At 58.8% G+C, this 18,725-nt stretch carries 16 protein-coding genes, 1 tRNA gene and 3 pseudogenes; 15 read left to right on the top strand and 5 right to left on the bottom strand.

The window, feature by feature from the left end:
• Window positions 1–13: 13 nt before the first annotated feature.
• The 15 genes and pseudogenes from JFV26_RS16840 to nadA all read left to right on the top strand — a co-directional run bounded on the left by JFV26_RS16840 (window position 14) and on the right by nadA (window position 11,839).
• Window positions 14–759 (top strand): annotated as a pseudogene (locus tag JFV26_RS16840) (YebC/PmpR family DNA-binding transcriptional regulator).
• A 225-nt stretch (window positions 760–984) separates the two neighbouring features.
• Window positions 985–1,509, top strand: coding sequence for a crossover junction endodeoxyribonuclease RuvC (gene ruvC / locus JFV26_RS16835; protein WP_008147379.1), 525 nt, complete (start codon window positions 985–987; stop codon window positions 1,507–1,509).
• A gap of 115 nt (window positions 1,510–1,624) precedes the next feature.
• Window positions 1,625–2,242: a Holliday junction branch migration protein RuvA gene (gene ruvA, locus JFV26_RS16830; protein ID WP_090187430.1), complete on the top strand. Its 618-nt coding sequence runs from the start codon at window positions 1,625–1,627 to the stop codon at window positions 2,240–2,242.
• Window positions 2,243–3,304, top strand: a complete 1,062-nt coding sequence (ruvB, locus tag JFV26_RS16825; RefSeq protein WP_201194072.1) for a Holliday junction branch migration DNA helicase RuvB — start codon at window positions 2,243–2,245, stop codon at window positions 3,302–3,304.
• A 138-nt stretch (window positions 3,305–3,442) separates the two neighbouring features.
• Window positions 3,443–3,910, top strand: a complete 468-nt coding sequence (gene ybgC / locus JFV26_RS16820; RefSeq protein WP_201194070.1) for a tol-pal system-associated acyl-CoA thioesterase — start codon at window positions 3,443–3,445, stop codon at window positions 3,908–3,910.
• Complete coding sequence (gene tolQ / locus JFV26_RS16815; RefSeq protein ID WP_201194068.1) at window positions 3,900–4,595, top strand: protein TolQ; 696 nt, start codon at window positions 3,900–3,902, stop codon at window positions 4,593–4,595. Before ybgC ends, tolQ begins: the two co-directional genes overlap by 11 nt.
• Window positions 4,596–4,618: 23 nt before the next feature.
• Window positions 4,619–5,071, top strand: coding sequence for a protein TolR (gene tolR / locus JFV26_RS16810; RefSeq protein WP_201194246.1), 453 nt, complete (start codon window positions 4,619–4,621; stop codon window positions 5,069–5,071).
• Window positions 5,071–6,150, top strand: a complete 1,080-nt coding sequence (gene tolA / locus JFV26_RS16805) for a cell envelope integrity protein TolA (protein ID WP_201194066.1) — start codon at window positions 5,071–5,073, stop codon at window positions 6,148–6,150. Before tolR ends, tolA begins: the two co-directional genes overlap by 1 nt.
• A gap of 47 nt (window positions 6,151–6,197) precedes the next feature.
• Window positions 6,198–7,448 carry a Tol-Pal system beta propeller repeat protein TolB gene (gene tolB, locus JFV26_RS16800; protein WP_054044985.1) on the top strand — a complete coding sequence of 417 codons (1,251 nt, stop codon included), beginning with the start codon at window positions 6,198–6,200 and terminating at the stop codon, window positions 7,446–7,448.
• Between the two features lie 52 nt (window positions 7,449–7,500).
• A complete protein-coding gene (gene pal, locus JFV26_RS16795) occupies window positions 7,501–7,998 on the top strand; it encodes a peptidoglycan-associated lipoprotein Pal (protein WP_003178634.1) in 498 nt (165 codons plus the stop codon).
• 6 nt (window positions 7,999–8,004) lie between these two features.
• Window positions 8,005–8,850: a tol-pal system protein YbgF gene (ybgF, locus tag JFV26_RS16790; RefSeq protein ID WP_201194064.1), complete on the top strand. Its 846-nt coding sequence runs from the start codon at window positions 8,005–8,007 to the stop codon at window positions 8,848–8,850.
• Between the two features lie 181 nt (window positions 8,851–9,031).
• Window positions 9,032–9,679, top strand: coding sequence for a 7-carboxy-7-deazaguanine synthase QueE (gene queE, locus JFV26_RS16785; RefSeq protein ID WP_201194062.1), 648 nt, complete (start codon window positions 9,032–9,034; stop codon window positions 9,677–9,679).
• 1 nt (window position 9,680) lies between these two features.
• Complete coding sequence (gene queC / locus JFV26_RS16780) at window positions 9,681–10,373, top strand: 7-cyano-7-deazaguanine synthase QueC (protein WP_201194060.1); 693 nt, start codon at window positions 9,681–9,683, stop codon at window positions 10,371–10,373.
• A 63-nt stretch (window positions 10,374–10,436) separates the two neighbouring features.
• Window positions 10,437–10,512, top strand: a tRNA-Lys gene (locus JFV26_RS16775).
• A 269-nt stretch (window positions 10,513–10,781) separates the two neighbouring features.
• Window positions 10,782–11,839 (top strand): annotated as a pseudogene (gene nadA / locus JFV26_RS16770) (quinolinate synthase NadA).
• Between the two features lie 110 nt (window positions 11,840–11,949).
• Here nadA and JFV26_RS16765 read toward each other — a convergent pair.
• The 5 genes and pseudogenes from JFV26_RS16765 to gcvP form a co-directional block, all read right to left on the bottom strand.
• The gene (locus JFV26_RS16765; protein WP_201194058.1) at window positions 11,950–12,438 is read right to left on the bottom strand and encodes an RDD family protein; all 489 of its coding nucleotides are present in this window, start codon (window positions 12,436–12,438) and stop codon (window positions 11,950–11,952) included.
• A gap of 96 nt (window positions 12,439–12,534) precedes the next feature.
• Entirely contained in the window at window positions 12,535–12,747 is a 213-nt protein-coding gene (locus JFV26_RS16760) for a cold-shock protein (RefSeq protein ID WP_003175786.1), read from the bottom strand.
• Between the two features lie 392 nt (window positions 12,748–13,139).
• Window positions 13,140–14,262 (bottom strand): annotated as a pseudogene (gcvT, locus tag JFV26_RS16755) (glycine cleavage system aminomethyltransferase GcvT).
• Window positions 14,263–14,304: 42 nt separating this feature from the next.
• Window positions 14,305–15,681: an L-serine ammonia-lyase gene (locus tag JFV26_RS16750; protein WP_201194056.1), complete on the bottom strand. Its 1,377-nt coding sequence runs from the start codon at window positions 15,679–15,681 to the stop codon at window positions 14,305–14,307.
• A gap of 185 nt (window positions 15,682–15,866) precedes the next feature.
• Entirely contained in the window at window positions 15,867–18,719 is a 2,853-nt protein-coding gene (gene gcvP, locus JFV26_RS16745) for an aminomethyl-transferring glycine dehydrogenase (RefSeq protein ID WP_201194054.1), read from the bottom strand.
• Window positions 18,720–18,725 lie beyond the last annotated feature (6 nt).

The following is an 18,725-nucleotide window of genomic DNA, read 5'->3' as shown; positions in this document are numbered from 1 at the left end:
TTCGGAGCGAGATATGGCGGGTCATTCCAAGTGGGCGAACATCAAGCACCGCAAAGAACGTCAGGATGCCAAGAAGGGCAAGATTTTCACCAAGTGGATTCGTGAACTGACCGTTGCGGCCCGTCAGGGCGGCGGTGATCCAGGCTCGAACCCACGTCTGCGTCTGGCGCTGGATAAAGCCCTCGGCGCCAACATGAGTCGCGACATCATTGATCGTGCGGTCGCCCGCGGTACCGGTGCAGCCGACACCGATGACATGGTCGAACTCAGCTACGAAGGCTACGGCCCGGTGGCGTGGCGGTGATGGTCGAGTGCATGACCGACAACCGTAACCGCACGGCAGCCGCCGTTCGCCATGCCTTCAGCAAGTGTGGCGGCAACCTGGGGACTGACGGTTCGGTGGCCTATCTGTTCGAACGCAAGGGGCAGATTTCCTTCGCGCCGGGCGTCGATGAAGATGCACTGATGGAAGCGGCCATGGAAGCCGACGCCGATGACGTGGTCACCCACGACGATGGCTCGATCGACGTGTTCACCTCGTTTGCTGGCTTCTATTCTGTGCGTAACGCGCTGGAAGCGGCCGGTTTCAAAGGTGATGACGCGGAAATCGTCATGCTGCCAACCACCAGTGCCGAACTGGACCTGGAAGGCGCCGAGAAGGTCCTCAAGCTGATCGACATGCTCGAAGACCTGGACGACGTACAGAACGTCTACTCCAACGCCGACATTGCGGAGTCGGTTGCCGCGCAGCTCGGTTGATGCATTGATAAAGATCGCAGCCTTCACCCGCTCTACACTGTAGGAGCTGCCGAAGGCTGCGATCTTTTGATTTTAAAAGGCAAAAAATCGCAGCCTTCACCCGCTTTACACTGTAGGAGCTGCCGAAGGCTGCGATCTTTTGATTTTAAAAGGTAAAAGATCGCAGCCTACGGCAGCTCCTACACCGTTATCCTCAGCCAACCGCGATCTCTTTTTGCAGGCGTTATGACTTTAATCCTTGGTATCGACCCCGGTTCGCGCATCACCGGTTATGGCGTGGTACGCGATACCGGGCGTGGCTGCGTTTACGTGGCGTCGGGCTGCATTCGCACGGGCTCCGGCGAGTTGCACGAGCGCCTGCAAATCGTCTATCGCGGTGTGCGTGAAGTTATCCAGACCTACGGCCCGGTGACCATGGGCATTGAAAAGGTCTTTATGGCCCGCAACGCCGACTCAGCGCTGAAACTGGGCCAGGCCCGCGGTGCGGCCATCGTTGCCGGTGCCGAAGAGAGCCTGGAAATCGCTGAATACACCGCGACCCAGGTCAAGCAGGCCGTGACCGGTACCGGCGCGGCGAATAAAGAGCAGGTCCAGATGATGGTCATGCACATGCTCAAGTTGACCAGCAAGCCGCAAATCGACGCCTCGGATGCCCTGGCCATCGCGATTTGTCACGCACACACCCGATCCAGCCTGCTGCCGCATGGCCTGGGTACGGCACGCAGTCGTGGCGGGCGCCTGCGTCTCTGATAGCATCAGCAATCATTTTTTATGGAATGAGGTTTTTTGCGCCTGTGTTGTCGGCGTAAACCCTTGCTCTGTCAGTCGCTGGCCTCGGGCTGGCCAACGCTCAAGGATCTGAAACGTGATTGGACGCTTGCGCGGCACTCTGGCTGAGAAACAGCCGCCGCACCTGATTCTGGATGTAAATGGTCTGGGCTATGAGCTGGAAGTGCCCATGACCACGCTGTATCGCTTGCCGTCGGTCGGTGAACCGCTGACCTTGCACACCCATTTGGTCGTACGCGAGGACGCGCAGTTACTCTATGGCTTCTACGGCAAGCGTGAGCGAGACTTTTTTCGCGAGTTGATCCGTCTCAATGGTGTAGGGCCAAAACTGGCCCTGGCGTTGATGTCGAGCCTGGAAGTCGATGAACTGGTGCGTTGCGTGCAGTCCCAGGACACCTCGGCGCTGACCAAAGTGCCGGGCGTGGGCAAGAAGACCGCCGAACGTTTGCTGGTGGAACTCAAGGATCGCTTCAAGGCTTGGGAAACCGTACCGGCGATGTTCGCCCTGGTGCCAAACCAACCGGGTGGGCCGGATGCGCCGGCCCCGGTGGCCACCGCCGAAAATGACGCGGTCAGCGCGCTGATTTCCCTGGGCTACAAGCCGCAGGAAGCCAGCAAGGCGATTTCTGCGATCAAGGAGAAAGGTTTGAGCAGTGAAGACATGATTCGTCGTGCCCTGAAGGGAATGATTTAAGTGATTGAAGCTGATCGCCTGATCGCCGCCACACCTGGCCCTCGTGACCGCGAGGAAGTCCAGGATCGCGCGATTCGTCCCCTGAGCCTGGCCGAATACATTGGCCAGCCGACCGTTCGCGAGCAAATGGAGTTGTTCATCCAGGCCGCCCGTGGTCGCAACGAATCCCTGGATCACACGTTGATCTTCGGCCCGCCGGGCCTGGGCAAAACGACCCTGGCCAACATCATCGCCCAGGAAATGGGCGTGTCGATCAAAAGCACCTCGGGCCCGGTGCTTGAGCGCCCGGGTGACCTTGCCGCGCTGCTGACCAATCTTGAACCTCACGACGTGCTGTTCATCGATGAAATTCATCGGCTGTCGCCGATCGTCGAGGAAGTGCTGTACCCGGCGATGGAAGATTTCCAGCTCGACATCATGATCGGTGAAGGGCCGGCCGCGCGTTCGATCAAGCTTGATCTGCCGCCGTTCACCCTGGTCGGCGCAACTACCCGTGCCGGCATGCTGACCAACCCATTGCGTGACCGCTTCGGGATCGTTCAGCGTCTGGAGTTCTACAGCACCGCGGACCTGGCGACGATTGTCAGCCGTTCGGCGAACATCCTTGGCTTGCCACTGGACCCGGAGGGCGCCTTCGAAATCGCTCGCCGCGCCCGTGGTACCCCGCGAATCGCCAACCGTTTGCTGCGTCGGGTACGCGATTTCGCCGAAGTTCGGGCCAAGGGCCACATCACCAAGCCGATTGCCGACCTGGCACTGAACCTGCTGGATGTCGATGAACGTGGCTTCGATCACCAGGACCGGCGACTGCTGCTGACGATGATCGAGAAATTCGACGGTGGTCCGGTCGGGGTCGACAGCCTGGCGGCGGCCATCAGCGAAGAGCGCCACACCATTGAAGACGTGCTGGAGCCGTATCTGATCCAGCAGGGCTACATCATGCGTACACCCCGTGGGCGGGTAGTGACCCGGCACGCGTATCTGCATTTCGGTTTAAACATTCCGTCACGATTGGGCGAGATGCCCGTGGTAGATGAGTTTCTCGATGCAGTAGACGATTAATTAACGTTTGCGCGCTGATCGATTGAAGGTTTGTGTGGTCCTAGGAGCTCAGATGACGAATCTTTCACTCGAAAGGCCCGCAACAATGAAAAACAGTTGCCTCGCCGGATTGGCAACCTGAGGAGTAAGCACTAGAGTATGCGCGCGCAAAACGGGCTTGAGCCGTTCGCACATCGTTGTCGCGTTTATTACGAGGACACCGATGCGGGCGGCATCGTGTATTACGTTAATTACCTCAAGTTTATGGAACGGGCTCGAACCGAGCGGCTCCGGGATCTGGGCTTTGCCCAATCGGCGCTGGCAGGGGAGGACCTGTTGTTCGTCGTGCATTCCAGCGAAGCGCGTTACCACGCGCCGGCGCGACTGGACGACGAATTGCTGGTAAGCGCTGAAGTAATCGAATTGAACCGTGTCAGCCTGCGCTTTAAACAGCAGGTCAGGCGGGCTACGGATAATGTGCTGCTCTGCGAAGGGCAGTTTTTGGTGGCCTGTGTGCGCACTAACAGTTTGAAACCCCGGGCCATTCCCGAAGCTCTACGTGCGGCCTTTGCCGGCGAGAGCGGCGCGGGTACACACTCAAAGCAGGAGATAAAGCGTGGAAGCTAACGTCGTCGACCATTCCTCCATGTGGAGCCTGGTCAGCAATGCCAGCGTCGTGGTGCAGTTGGTAATGCTGATTCTGGTAGCCGCATCGGTGACCTCATGGATCATGATCTTTCAGCGCAGCAATCTGATACGCGCTGGTCGACGTGCCCTGGAGAGCTTTGAAGAGCGCTTCTGGTCGGGTATCGATTTGTCCAAGCTCTACCGTCAGGCCGGCAGCAACCCTGATCCGGATTCGGGCGTCGAGCAGATCTTCCGTGCCGGTTTCAAGGAATTCTCCCGTCTGCGCCAGCAGCCAGGTGTTGACCCGGAAGCGGTCATGGAAGGCGTGGCCCGTGCCATGCGCGTGGCCATTTCCCGCGAAGAAGAAAAGCTCGAGCAGAGCCTGCCGTTCCTTGCCACCGTCGGTTCGGTCAGCCCGTACATCGGTCTGTTCGGTACGGTCTGGGGCATCATGAACTCCTTCCGTGGCCTGGCAACTGCCCAGCAAGCGACCCTGGCCACCGTGGCCCCGGGTATCGCCGAAGCACTGGTGGCCACTGCCATCGGCCTGTTCGCAGCTATCCCGGCGGTAATTGCTTACAACCGTTTTGCTGCTCGCAGCGAAACCCTGCTGAGCCGCTACTACACCTTCGCCGATGAATTCCAGGCGATCCTGCACCGCAAAGTGCACACCAGCGAAGAATAAGCAGGTAATTTCCAATGGCTTTAATCGCTCGAGCTCGCAAAAAGCGCAAGCCGGTTGCCGAGATGAACGTAGTGCCTTACATCGACGTGATGCTGGTACTGCTGGTCATCTTCATGGTGACCGCGCCGATGCTCAATCAGGGCGTGAAAGTTGATCTGCCCAAGGTTTCCAGCGAAGCCTTGCCGCAGGACAACAACACCCAGGTCCTGACCATTTCGATCAAGGCTGACAAGACCTACTACTGGAACCTTGGCAGCGAAGTCGATACCGAAAAGCAGCAGGACAAGGCCATGACCTTGCCGCAAATGACCAGCGCCGTGAGCAAAATCATCAGCGCCGGCAACGGCAACGGCAAGCGCACCCAAGTCTTCATTCGTGGCGACAAGACCGTCGACTACGGTTCGGTCATGGGCGCCATGGGCGGGTTGCAGAAGGCCGGAGTCGGTAATGTTGGCTTGATTACCGAGGCGCCCTGATGCAGCAACAACGAGAGCCAACAGCCTCGGAAAGCTACTTCTGGCCTAGTGTCTGGGCGATTGGCTTGCACGTGCTGGTTTTCGGCATGCTGTTCGTCAGTTTCGCCATGACGCCTGAGTTGCCGCCGGCCAAGCCGATTGTCCAGGCGACCCTGTACCAGCTGAAATCGAAAAGTCGGGCGACCACCCAGACCAATCAGAAGATTGCGGGTGAAGCGCAGAAATCTGCTGCGCGTCAGACCGAAGTCGAACAGATGGAACAGAAGAAGGTCGAGCAGGAAGCGGTAAAGGCTGCGGAACAAAAGAAAGAAGAAGCGGCTCAAAAAGCCGAGGAAGCCAAGAAAGCCGACGAGTCGAAAAAGTCTGAGGAAGCGAAAAAGGCTGATGAAGCCAAAAAAGCCGACGAAGCGAAGAAGACCGCCGAAGCCAAGAAGGTCGAAGAGAAACAATTGGCTGATATAGCCAAGAAGAAATCTGAAGAAGAAGCCAAGAAGGCTGCTGAAGAAGAGGCCAAGAAAGCGGCCGCTGAAGAAGCGAAGAAAAAGATCGTCGAAGACGCGAAGAAGAAAGCCGCGGACGACGCCAAGAAGAAATCTGAAGCTGAAGAGGCGAAGAAGAAAGTCGCCGACGAAGCGAAGAAGAAAGCTGCTGCCGATGCTGCGAAGAAGAAATCGCAGGATGCAGCACGTAAATCTACCGAAGATAAAAAGGCCCAGGCCTTGGCGGATTTGCTTTCCGACACGCCGCAGCGTCAGCAGGCGTTGGCCGATGAGCAGGGTGACGAAGTCGCCGGCAGTTTCGATGATTTGATTCGTGCTCGTGCAGCGGAAGGCTGGGCTCGTCCACCTTCGGCACGCAAAGGCATGACGGTCGTGTTGCAAATCGGCATGTTGCCGGACGGTACGGTGACTTCGGTCAGCGTTTCCAAGTCCAGTGGCGATGGTCCGTACGACTCGTCGGCTGTGGCGGCGGTGAAGAATATTGGACGTTTGACAGAAATGCAGGGAATGAAGCCGAGCGATTTTGCTCCGTATCGTTCATTCAAGATGACATTCACACCTGAGGATCTAGCCTTGTGAGAAACCTTCTTCGAGGAATGCTTGTCGTTATCTGCTGCCTGGCAGGGATGGCGGTAGCAGACGAAAAAAACATTCTGGTTACCAGCGGCAGTGATCGGGCTACCCCGATTGCGGTAGTGCCGTTCGGCTTCCAGGGCGGCACTGTCCTGCCGGACGACATGGCTGAAATCATTGGTAATGACCTGCGCAACTCGGGCTATTACTCGCCGATTCCAAAGCAGCAGATGATCAGCCAGCCGAGCCAGGCCAGCGAAATCATTTTCCGTGACTGGAAGGCGATCAGCGCCCAGTACATCATGGTCGGCAGCATTGTTCCGGCGGGCGGTCGCCTGCAGGTTCAGTACGCATTGTTCAACGTCGCCACCGAGCAGCAAGTGCTGACCGGCAGCGTGTCGGGCAGCGTCGATCAACTGCGCGACATGGCGCACTACATCGCTGACCAGTCGTTCGAAAAACTCACCGGTATCAAAGGTGCGTTCTCGACACGCCTGCTGTACGTGACAGCCGAGCGTTTCTCCGAGAAGAACACGCGCTACACACTGCAACGTTCGGACTATGACGGTGCCCGCGCCGTGACCCTGCTGCAATCGCGCGAGCCAATCCTGTCGCCGCGTTTCGCACCGGATGGCAAGCGCATCGCTTATGTCTCGTTCGAGCAGAAGCGTCCGCGTATCTTCATGCAGAACATCGACACCGGTCGCCGTGAGCAGATCACCAACTTCGAAGGCCTCAATGGCGCGCCAGCCTGGTCACCAGATGGCAATCGCCTGGCATTCGTATTGTCGAAAGACGGTAACCCGGACATCTACGTGATGAACCTGGGTTCGCGTCAGATCTCGCGTGTAACCAACGGTCCCGGCATCAACACCGAACCGTTCTGGGGTAAGGATGGTTCGACCATCTACTTCACCTCCGACCGTGGCGGCAAGCCGCAAATCTACAAAACCAGCGTCGGTGGTGGCGGTGCGGAACGTGTGACCTTCATTGGTAACTACAACGCCAACCCCAAGCTTTCGGCTGATGAAAAGACCCTGGTGATGATTCACCGCCAGGATGGCTTCACTAATTTCAAGGTGGCGGCCCAGGATTTGCAGCGCGGAAGCGTAAAAATCCTCACTGATAGCACTCTGGACGAGTCGCCTACTGTTGCGCCCAACGGCACCATGGTAATCTACGCCACCCGCCAGCAGGGCCGGGGAGTCTTGATGCTCGTGTCCATTAATGGACGCGTAAGGCTCCCGCTTCCTACCGCACAAGGCGAAGTCAGAGAACCTTCCTGGTCCCCTTACCTGAACTGACGCGGCGCTACACGCTTTACTTAACACACTGGGGTTCATTAGGAGTTTCACGATGGAAATGCTGAAGTTTGGTAAATTTGCTGCGCTGGCTCTGGCCATGGCTGTAGCTGTAGGTTGCTCGTCCAAAGGCGGCGACAATGCCGGTGAAGGCGCTGTTGATCCAAACGCTGGTTACGGCGCTAACACTGGTGCAGTTGACGGCTCCCTGAGCGAAGAAGCTGCTCTGCGCGCAATCACCACTTTCTACTTCGAATACGATAGCTCGGACCTGAAGCCAGAAGCCATGCGCGCTCTGGATGTTCACGCTAAAGACCTGAAAGCAAACGGCGCTCGCGTTGTTCTGGAAGGCAACACCGACGAACGTGGTACTCGTGAGTACAACATGGCACTGGGCGAGCGTCGTGCGAAAGCCGTTCAGCGCTACCTGGTACTGCAAGGTGTTTCCCCAGCTCAGCTGGAACTGGTTTCCTACGGCGAAGAGCGTCCAGTTGCTACCGGCAACGACGAGCAGTCCTGGGCTCAAAACCGTCGCGTCGAACTGCGTAAGTAATTCGTCATGCGAACGTGCCGTCGTGCTGTAACTGTTTTGGCTCTCAGCCTCGCACCGCTTGCGGTGTGGGCTGCGGTTCCTGTGGTCGATGACAACTCCGGTTATAACAATAGCGGGAGCAGTTATCCGCCTGCGGGTTACGGTACGAACGGCGCCTATGCCGGGGGAGGGGTTTCGGCCCCTGTCTCGGCACAGGGCGAGCTGTTCAACCAACTGCAATCCATGCAGGAGCAGATCTCACGCCAACAGGGTGTGATCGAAGTTCTGCAAAATGATGTAGCGCGCATGAAACAAGAGAACCTGGAGCGATACCAGGACCTTGATCGGCGCATAGGAACCGGCGTTGCACCAGCCGCGACTCCTGATAATTCTTCCACCGGTGGCAATTTGAATGCCCCCGGTGCAGCAGCCGCTGCAGGCGCTGGTGCGGGAGCGGTCGCCGCTCAAGCCCCTGCCGCCAGCAGTGAACCGGGTGATCCGGCGAAGGAAAAGCTGTATTACGATGCAGCCTTCGACTTGATCAAGGCGAAGGATTTCGACAAGGCCAGCCAGGCTTTCGCCGCTTTCCTGCGCAAGTACCCGAACAGCCAGTATGCGGGCAATGCCCAATACTGGTTGGGCGAAGTCAATTTGGCCAAAGGCGATCTGCAAGGTGCAGGTCAGGCGTTTGCCAAGGTTTCGCAGCTGTACCCCAAGCACGCCAAAGTGCCTGATTCGCTGTACAAGCTCGCTGATGTAGAGCGCCGCCTGGGTCACACCGACAAGGTAAAAGGCATTCTGCAGCAGGTGGTGTCCCAATATCCGGGCACTTCCGCCGCTCAGCTGGCGCAACGCGATCTGCAACGCATGTAAGGCTCCAAGCTTGTAGGTATAGAGCACCGTTTTGAAGAAACCCGCGCCAGTCGCGGGTTTTTTCGTTAGAATTCACGCCCTTTTTCTGAAACACGCTTTTTGGGATTCGCGCATTGGCGGGGTTCCTTGAAGAGCCTGACGGAGGCGGACAGCCTGTTTAGCTGTTACGCCCGTGGCGACTATGCAAGACACATTGAGAATCACCGAAGTTTTTTACTCGTTGCAGGGTGAAACGCGGACTGCCGGGCTGCCCACTGTTTTTGTGCGCCTGACCGGTTGCCCATTGCGTTGCCAATACTGCGACAGTGCCTACGCGTTCACGGGTGGCACCATTCGCCCCCTCGACGATATCCTCGAGCAAGTGGCCGGTTTTCGTCCGCGTTATGTGTGCGTCACCGGTGGCGAACCGTTGGCGCAACCCAATGCCATCCCATTGCTCAAGCAGTTGTGCGACGCCGGTTACGAAGTGTCACTGGAAACCAGTGGTGCTCTCGACATCTCGGCAGTAGATTCCCGAGTCAGTCGCGTTGTCGACCTGAAAACACCGGGTTCGAAAGAAGTGCACCGCAACCGCTACGAGAACATCGAACTGCTGACGCCCAACGACCAGGTGAAGTTTGTCATCTGCTCGCGGGAAGACTACGACTGGGCCGTGTCCAAGCTGATCCAGTACGGTCTGGATCGACGAGCCGGCGAAGTCCTGTTCTCGCCAAGCCACCATGATCTTAATGCACGAGACCTGGCTGACTGGGTGGTGGCGGACAATCTGCCCGTGCGTCTGCAGTTGCAGCTGCATAAATATCTTTGGAATGACGAGCCGGGGCGCTGATATGACTGAACAACTGAACACTACCGAAAAACGTGCCGTGATCCTCCTGTCCGGCGGCCTGGACTCGGCGACGGTCGTGGCCATGGCCCGCGCTGAAGGCTACGCCTGTTACACCATGAGCTTCGACTACGGTCAGCGCTCCCATGCCGAGTTGCATGCTGCTGCACGCGTTGCCCGTGATTTGGGTGTGGTCGAACACAAGGTGGTGGGTATTAACCTCAATGGCATTGGTGGTTCTGCGCTCACCGACAGCAGCATCGATATCCCGGAAACCCTGGGTGAAGGTATCCCGGTGACGTACGTGCCGGCACGCAATACCGTGTTTCTGTCCCTTGCGTTGGGCTGGGCTGAAGTGCTCGGCGCCCGCGACATCTTTATCGGTGTAAACGCCGTGGACTACTCCGGCTACCCGGATTGCCGTCCCGAATTCATCGAGTCCTTCGAGCGCATGGCCAATCTGGCGACCAAGGCCGGTGTCGAAGGCAACGGTTTCCGTTTCCAGGCCCCGCTGCAAAACATGAGCAAGGCGCAGATCGTCCAGGCGGGCGTGAAGCTGGGCGTCGATTACGGGCTGACCGTTTCCTGCTACCAGGCCGACGATAAAGGCTACGCGTGCGGCAAATGCGACAGCTGCCGCCTGCGTGCAGAAGGCTTCGCCGCAGCCGGAATCAGTGATCCAACACCTTATTTCTGATTTATTTCACATTAGGTGTTGAATAGTCCTTAAAAATCAGTATTATACGCACCACCACGAAGCGGGTCGTTAGCTCAGTTGGTAGAGCAGTTGGCTTTTAACCAATTGGTCGTAGGTTCGAATCCCACACGACCCACCATTTTTATAGCAGTTTAGAAAATCCGGAAGGCCCACGAAAGTGAGGATTTCCGGGTTTTTTTTTGTCTTCGATTTGAGCTTGCTCAAGTTCGGGGTTGCACTGCCTGACGCAGGTCAGAATCATCTTTTGCATCACCGGGATATTCTGTAGCCTTGCCCAGCTTCAACGCTGTGCCTGATGAATACTCACTCTCCCGGCGGTGCCCTTAAGGGTCCGGAGCCGGGTGTATACTCGACTTTCGCGCGAAAGCGCCCGCAGGTCTTGCGATCATGACGCAAATTTCTGAACGCCTACTGGTTCAAGCTCACCTCGACGCCAAGCAGCCCAAGCCGCTGACGGTCGAGGAAGAGGCTTATTACCGCGCTGCCATTGCTGCCGAGCTCAAGGCTCAGGACGCGGTGCTGGTTGCCCACTTCTATTGCGATCCGGTGATTCAGGCCCTGGCCGAAGAAACCGGTGGCTGCGTTTCTGACTCCCTTGAAATGGCGCGCTTCGGCAATGCCCACCCGGCCAAGACTGTAGTGGTCGCCGGTGTGAAGTTCATGGGCGAAACCGCGAAGATCCTCAATCCCGAAAAACGTGTGCTGATGCCGACCCTGGACGCGACTTGTTCGCTGGACCTGGGTTGCCCGGTGGACGAGTTCTCGGCGTTCTGCGATCAGCACCCGGAACGTACGGTGGTGGTGTATGCCAACACCTCGGCGGCGGTCAAAGCCGGGCTGACTGGGTGGTGACTTCAAGCTGCGCGCTGGAGATTGTCGAAAGCCTGATGGATAACGGCGAGACCATCATCTGGGGCCCGGACAAGCACCTGGGTACGTACATCCAGCGCAAGACCGGCGCAGACATGCTGCTGTGGGACGGTGCCTGCATTGTTCACGAGGAGTTCAAATCCAAGCAGCTTGAGGACATGAAGGCGCTGTACCCGGACGCGGCCATTCTGGTGCATCCGGAGTCGCCGACCTCGGTGATCGAACTGGCGGATGCCGTCGGTTCCACCAGTCAGTTGATCGCAGCGGCGCAAAGCCTGCCGAACAAGACCTTCATCGTTGCCACCGACCGCGGCATCTTCTACAAAATGCAGCAGCTGTGCCCGGACAAGGTCTTCATCGAGGCTCCAACGGCCGGTAACGGCGCAGCGTGCCGCAGTTGCGCACACTGCCCGTGGATGGCGATGAACACCCTTGAGCGGACGCTGAAGAGCTTGAAGGAAGGGACGAACGAGATCTTTGTGGATCCGGCATTGATTCCGCAGGCGATCCGGCCGTTGAAGCGGATGCTGGACTTTACTCAGGCGGCGCGGATGAAGTTGGCGGGTAACGCTTAAAGAGCAAGATCAAACGATAAGATTAGAAGGCAAGATCAAAAGATCGCAGCCTTCGGCAGCTCCTACGCGCCTGTGGGCGCTGCCGAAGGCTGCGATCTTTTTTTGGGGCGCTACTTTTGTTTCTTTGGAATACGTACGAGCTGGGTATTGGAATACATGTCATGCCAGCTGCGTTTCTGTTTGTCGAACAGCGGCCAGATGAACCCCAGGCCCGCGCATAGCCAGGACGCAATCGACACCACAAACCGCAGCAACGCCTGCCACAGGCTGATGGACGAGCCGTCGGCGTTTTGCACGCGGATGCACCACACCTGCATGCCCAGGGTCTGGCCGGACCAGGTCCAGAATTTGGCGAAGAAACCGAATAGCACGAAAAACAGCACGGTCGACAGCAATGGATCGCCGTCCAGTGCGCCGGCTTCTGTCAGTGTGCGCATTTTGTCTTCGCCGATGATCGCCATCTGGATCATCTTGTAGAGGCCACTGGTGACGATCAGCAGGGCCGTGCACAACAGAAAGTCATAGAACATCGCTGCCAGGCGACGGCCCAAGGTAGCGGCGGGAAAGTCGCCCTGGGGGTTGAGCAGGTGTTTCGACATGGCAGCCTCTGGGCGAAAAAAGAAAGCCATTTTACGGATTTACGCGCACAAAAAAGCCCCTGATGTCAGCATCAGGGGCTTTTTCGTTACAGAAGGTTAGGCTTCTGCTTGTACTTCGTCAGCCTGCATGCCTTTCTGGCCTTGCACAGCAACGAAAGTCACTTTCTGGCCTTCTTTCAGGCTCTTGAAGCCGTTGCCCTGAATAGCGCGGAAATGCACGAACAGATCCGGACCGCTTTCTGGAGTGATAAAACCAAAACCTTTCTCGTCGTTAAACCACTTGACGGTACCGCTCTGACGTTGGGACATTTCTTATTTCCTTTGACGCAAAAATTAATGACAGCCTCCTTCTCATGAAAGAGTACTGGGGCTGGTTGCAGGAAAGTAAGAAGACGTCGAACGGGATGTAGCTAACTTGTAGGCTACTGCCCAGGTCACGATTCCAAGCGACCCATGCAAACACAGTGAACAAACTCTACGCCAACTAGCCGATAAAAAACAAGCCCCTGTCAGGGGGCCGGTTTTGCTGGGTTGGTGGCTATTAGTCAGTCCACTAGTGCGGGCTTATTCGATGAAGGTGTTCAATGGGTTTCGAACGTTATAAGCAAAGTTCATAATCGAACGACTGCACTGTTTTATGGCGGTTGCGTTACAGATTAGTGCACTGTTAACGCAGCCGCGTTACTTATAGAAACAGTCAATCAGCCACGATAGTAGCGTTGTGGAACAAATGGCATTTTGCTTACAAGCAAAGGCACCTTTTTCCCACGGACAATGGCCCATACCGGCGTATCGATCGCGATGTAAGCACTGTCGACGTAACCCATGGCCAGAGGACCACCCAGGGTCGGCCCGAAGCCACCGCTGCACACGCTGCCGATGATCTCGCCAGCTTCGTTGACGATTTCTGCGCCTTCGCGCACTGGCGTGCGTTCCTGCGGCAGCAGGCCAATACGCTTGTGGCTGACACCACCTTGTTGTTGGGCGAATACGGTTTCAGCGCCCGGAAGCCGCCGGCCCGCGTGCCATCGGCACGACGCGGCTTGGAGATGGCCCACAGCAGGCTTGCCTCGATCGGGGTGGTCTCGGTATTCATGTCGTGGCCGTAGAGGCACAGGCCGGCTTCCAGGCGCAGTGAGTCTCGAGCGCCGAGACCGATGGCCGCCACTTCGGGTTCGGCCAACAGCGCGCGTGCCAGGGCTTCGGCATTGGCGGCCGGTACGGAGATTTCGAAACCGTCTTCGCCGGTGTAGCCCGAACGGCTGACAAAGCAGTCCACGCCCAGCAGTTTCACCGGGCGAACTGCATGAAGGTCATCTTGGACACTTGCGGCGCCAGGCGTGCAAGCACCGTCACAGCTGCCGGGCCTTGCAGGGCCAGCAACGCGCGTTCTTCGAACAGTGGCTCGATGCTGCACTGGTCGCCGATGTGCTTGCGCAGGTGCGCCAGGTCCTGGTCCTTGCAGGCAGCGTTGACCACCAGGAACAGTTCGTCGTTACCGAGGTTGGCGACCATCAGGTCGTCGAGGATGCCGCCGGTCTCGTTGGTGAACATTGCGTAGCGCTGCATGCCCACCGGCAGGTCGATGATGTCCACTGGCACCAGGGTTTCCAGGGCCTTGGCGGCATTGGCGCCGGTCAGGCGGATCTGGCCCATGTGCGAGACATCGAACAGCCCGGCCTGATCACGGGTGTGCTGGTGTTCTTTCATTACGCCCAGCGGGTATTGCACCGGCATGTCGTAGCCGGCGAACGGCACCATGCGCGCGCCGAGTTCAATGTGCAGTGCATGCAGCGGGGTTTTCAGCAATTGTTCGGTGGACATATTCAGCTCCTGAAAAAGTGTGCAGATGCCAATGCGCGCGCATCAGCACTCGATAATGTTGACCGCCAAACCGCCACGGGCGGTTTCCTTGTATTTACTTTTCATGTCGGCGCCAGTCTGGCGCATGGTGCGGATGACCTTATCGAGGGAGACGAAGTGCTGACCGTCACCGCGCAGGGCGATGCGCACCGCATTGATGGCTTTCACCGAGCCCATGGCGTTGCGTTCGATGCACGGCACTTGCACCAGGCCGCCAATCGGGTCGCAGGTCAGGCCGAGGTTGTGTTCCATGCCGATTTCGGCGGCGTTTTCCACCTGCGAAACGCTGCCGCCAAGGACTTCGCACAACGCACCGGCCGCCATCGAACAGGCGACGCCGACTTCACCCTGACAACCGACTTCAGCGCCGGAGATCGAGGCGTTTTCCTTGTACAGAATGCCGATCGCGGCGGCGGTCAGCAGAAAGCGCACAACGCCGTCTTCATTGGCACCGGGGATGAAGCGCATGTAGTAATGCAACACCGCCGGGACGATCCCGGCCGCACCGTTAGTGGGCGCGGTGACCACGCGCCCGCCGTTGGCGTTTTCTTCGTTGACCGCCAAAGCGTAGAGGTTGACCCAGTCCAGCACGGACAGCGGATCGCGCAGCGCCGATTCCGGGTTCTTGCACAGTTGCCGATGCAGCGCCGCCGCTCGGCGTTTGACCTTCAAGCCGCCGGGCAGGATGCCTTCATTGCGGCAACCGGCGGCGACGCAGTCCTGCATCACCTGCCAGATGTGCAGCAGACCAGCACGGGTTTCCGCTTCCGGGCGCCAGGCACTTTCGTTGGTCAGCATCACCTGGCTGATCGACAAGCCGTAGGTGGCGCAATGAGCGAGCAGGTCCTTGGCACTTTTGAACGGGAAGGTCAGCGGCGTGGCATCCTCGACGATGCGATCGGCGCCGGCCGCGTCTTCATCGACGACGAAACCGCCACCGACGGAGTAGTACTCACGGCTGCGCACTTGTATGCCCGCCGCATCGAACGCGCGAAAGATCATGCCATTGGGGTGATAGGCCAACGGTTTGCGGATCATCGCCAGGTGTTCTTTTTCGTTGAACACAATGCTGTGCTCACCGAGCAGGTTCAGACGACCGTTGCTGCGAATCTCTTGCAGACGGGCGGCGACGGTTTCGGTGTTCACGGTGTCCGGGTGTTCACCTTCCAGGCCCAGCAACACAGCCTTGTCGCTGCCGTGGCCCTTGCCGGTGGCGCCGAGTGAGCCGTAGAGCTCGACTTTGACGCAGGTTGTTGCGGCCAGCAGCCCTTCACGGCGCAGACCTTCGGCGAAACGCGCAGCAGCACGCATCGGGCCGACGGTGTGGGAGCTCGAGGGGCCGATGCCAATCTTGAACAGGTCGAACACGCTTAACGACATGAGTGGTTCTCCGGTTTCTTGTTATAGGCGCAAATATCACGGGAGATACTCCCGTAGGAGCTGCCGAAGGCTGCGATCTTTTGATCTTGTTCATGATACGAAAGATCAAAAGATCGCAGCCTTCGGCAGCTCCTACAGGAGTTATGCAGTGTTGTTGAGGGGGCAGGCGAACCCGCCCCACATTTTTAAGCGTAGCTTTCGATCGACGGGCAGGCGCAAACCAGGTTGCGGTCGCCAAACACGTTGTCGACGCGACCGACCGGTGGCCAGTACTTGCCTTCGATCAAGGAGGCAACCGGGTACACCGCTTGCTCACGGCTATACGGATGCGTCCACTCACCAACGATTTCCGCGGCGGTATGCGGGGCGTTTTTCAGCGGGTTGTCGTCCTTGTCCAGCGTGCCGTTTTCCACTGCGCGGATTTCTTCGCGGATGCGGATCATGGCGTCGCAGAAGCGGTCCAGTTCTTCCCTGGATTCGCTTTCGGTCGGCTCGATCATCAGCGTGCCGGCGACCGGGAACGACATGGTCGGGGCATGGAAACCGAAGTCGATCAGGCGCTTGGCGACGTCATCGACACTGATGCCGCTGCTGTCTTTCAGTGGACGCAAATCGAGGATGCACTCGTGCGCGACCAGGCCGTTGCTGCCGGTGTAGAGCACCGGGTAGTGCTCTTCGAGGCGACGGGAGATGTAGTTGGCGTTGAGGATCGCCAGTTGCGAAGCGCGCTTCAAGCCGGCGCCGCCCATCATCCGGATGTACATCCAGGTGATCGGCAAAATGCTTGCGCTGCCGAACGGTGCGGCGCAGACCGCGCCTTCCTTGCGTTCCATCTGGGCATGGCCCGGCAGGAACGGGGTCAGGTGCGATTTCACCCCGATCGGGCCAACGCCCGGGCCGCCACCGCCGTGCGGGATGCAGAAGGTTTTGTGCAGGTTCAAGTGCGAGACGTCGCCGCCGAACTTGCCCGGTGCGCAGAGGCCGACCATCGCGTTCATGTTGGCGCCGTCGATGTACACCTGGCCGCCATGGTCATGAACAATGCCGCAGATTTCACGGATGCCTTCTTCGAACACGCCGTGGGTCGAGGGGTAGGTGATCATCAGCGCGGCGAGGTGTTCGCGGTGCTCGATGGCCTTGGCGCGCAGGTCTTCGATGTCGACGTTGCCACGGGCATCGCAGGCGGTCACCACCACGCGCATGCCGGCCATGTTGGCGGTGGCCGGGTTGGTGCCGTGGGCCGACGAGGGGATCAGGCAGATGTCGCGACGGTCTTCGCCACGGCTCTGGTGATAGGCGCGGATCGCCAGCAGGCCGGCGTATTCACCCTGGGAGCCGGCGTTCGGTTGCAGCGAGATCGCGTCGTAACCGGTGGCGGCGCAGAGCATCGCTTCCAGTTCATCGGTCAGTTGCTGGTAACCGGCGCTTTGCGCGGCCGGGGCGAACGGGTGCAGGGCACCGAATTCGGCCCAGGTCACCGGGATCATTTCGCTGGCGGCGTTGAGTTTCATGGTGCACGAGCCCAGCGGGATCATGGTGCGATCCAGCGCCAGGTCCTTGTCGGCGAGCTTGCGCAGGTAGCGCATCAGCTCGGTTTCCGAGTGGTAGCGGTTGAACACCGGGTGGCTGAGGATCGGTGATTGGCGCACCAGGGTGGCTGGCAGAGTGCTTTGAACGCTTGCCGCCAGCGCGGCGAAGTCCGGCAGCGCTTTGCCGTCAGCCAGCAGGGCCCAGAGGGTTTCCACATCAGCTTGCGAGGTGGTTTCATCGAGGGACAGGCCCAGACGTTCGGCATCGACCACGCGCAAGTTGATCTGCCGGGCGCGAGCCTTGTCGTGCAACGCGGCAGTTTGCGCGCCGGTCTTGATCGTCAGCGTGTCGAAGAAGTTTTCCTGCTCGACCGTCAGGCCGATTGCGCTCAAGCCTTTGGCCAGAATCGCCGTCAGGTGATGAATGCGGCTGGCAATCTGTGTCAGGCCTTTCGGACCGTGGTACACGGCGTACATGCTGGCGATGTTGGCCAACAGCACCTGCGCGGTGCAGATGTTGCTGGTGGCCTTCTCGCGGCGGATATGTTGCTCGCGGGTCTGCATCGCCAGGCGCAGGGCCGGCTTGCCGAAACGGTCCACCGAGACACCGACCAGACGGCCCGGCATGTCACGCTTGAACGCATCTTTCGTCGAGAAGTACGCCGCGTGCGGACCACCAAAACCCAGCGGCACGCCGAAACGTTGCGCGCTGCCGATGGCTACGTCGGCGCCGAATTCTCCCGGCGGGGTCAGCACGGTCAGGGCCAGCAGGTCGGCGGCGACCGCGACCAAGGCGTTGGCGGCATGGAAGCGTTCGGTCAGTTCGCGGTAATCGAAGACGTCACCGTTGCTGGCCGGGTATTGCAGCAGGGCGCCGAAGTACGGCGTCACGTCGGTCAGTTCAAGTTCGTCGCCGACCACCACGTCGATGCCCAACGGCTCGGCACGGGTGCGCAGCACGTCGAGGGTTTGCGGGTGGCAATGCACGGAAGCGAAGAACGCATGGCTGCCCTTGTTCTTGCTCAGGCGTTTGCAGAAGGTCATGGCTTCGGCGGCGGCGGTGGCTTCGTCGAGCAAGGACGCGTTGGCAATCGGCAGGCCGGTGAGGTCGCTGATCAGCGTCTGGAAGTTCAACAGCGCTTCGAGACGGCCCTGGGAAATCTCCGGCTGGTACGGCGTATAAGCCGTGTACCAGGCCGGGTTTTCCAGCAGGTTGCGCAGGATCGGCGACGGCGTGTGGGTGCCGTAGTAACCCTGGCCGATGTAGGTCTTGAACAGCTGGTTTTTGCTGGCGATGGACTTGATCAACGCCAGGGCATCGGCTTCGCTCAGGCCGTCTTCGAGGCCAAGCACGCTGGTGCCTTTGATGCTGTCCGGAATGACGCTGGCGCTCAGGGCTTCCAGGGAGTCAAAACCGAGGCTGTTGAGCATGGCTTGCTCGTCGCCAGCACGCGGGCCGATGTGGCGAGCGATGAATTCGTTGGCGGTCGTGAGGTTTACTTGAGTCATGTCGGC

The sequence above is a fragment of the Pseudomonas sp. TH31 genome (assembly GCF_016650815.1).
Lineage (GTDB): Bacteria > Pseudomonadota > Gammaproteobacteria > Pseudomonadales > Pseudomonadaceae > Aquipseudomonas.
The sequence above is the reverse complement of the archived record's forward strand: the minus strand, read 5'-3'. Positions and strand labels throughout refer to the sequence as shown.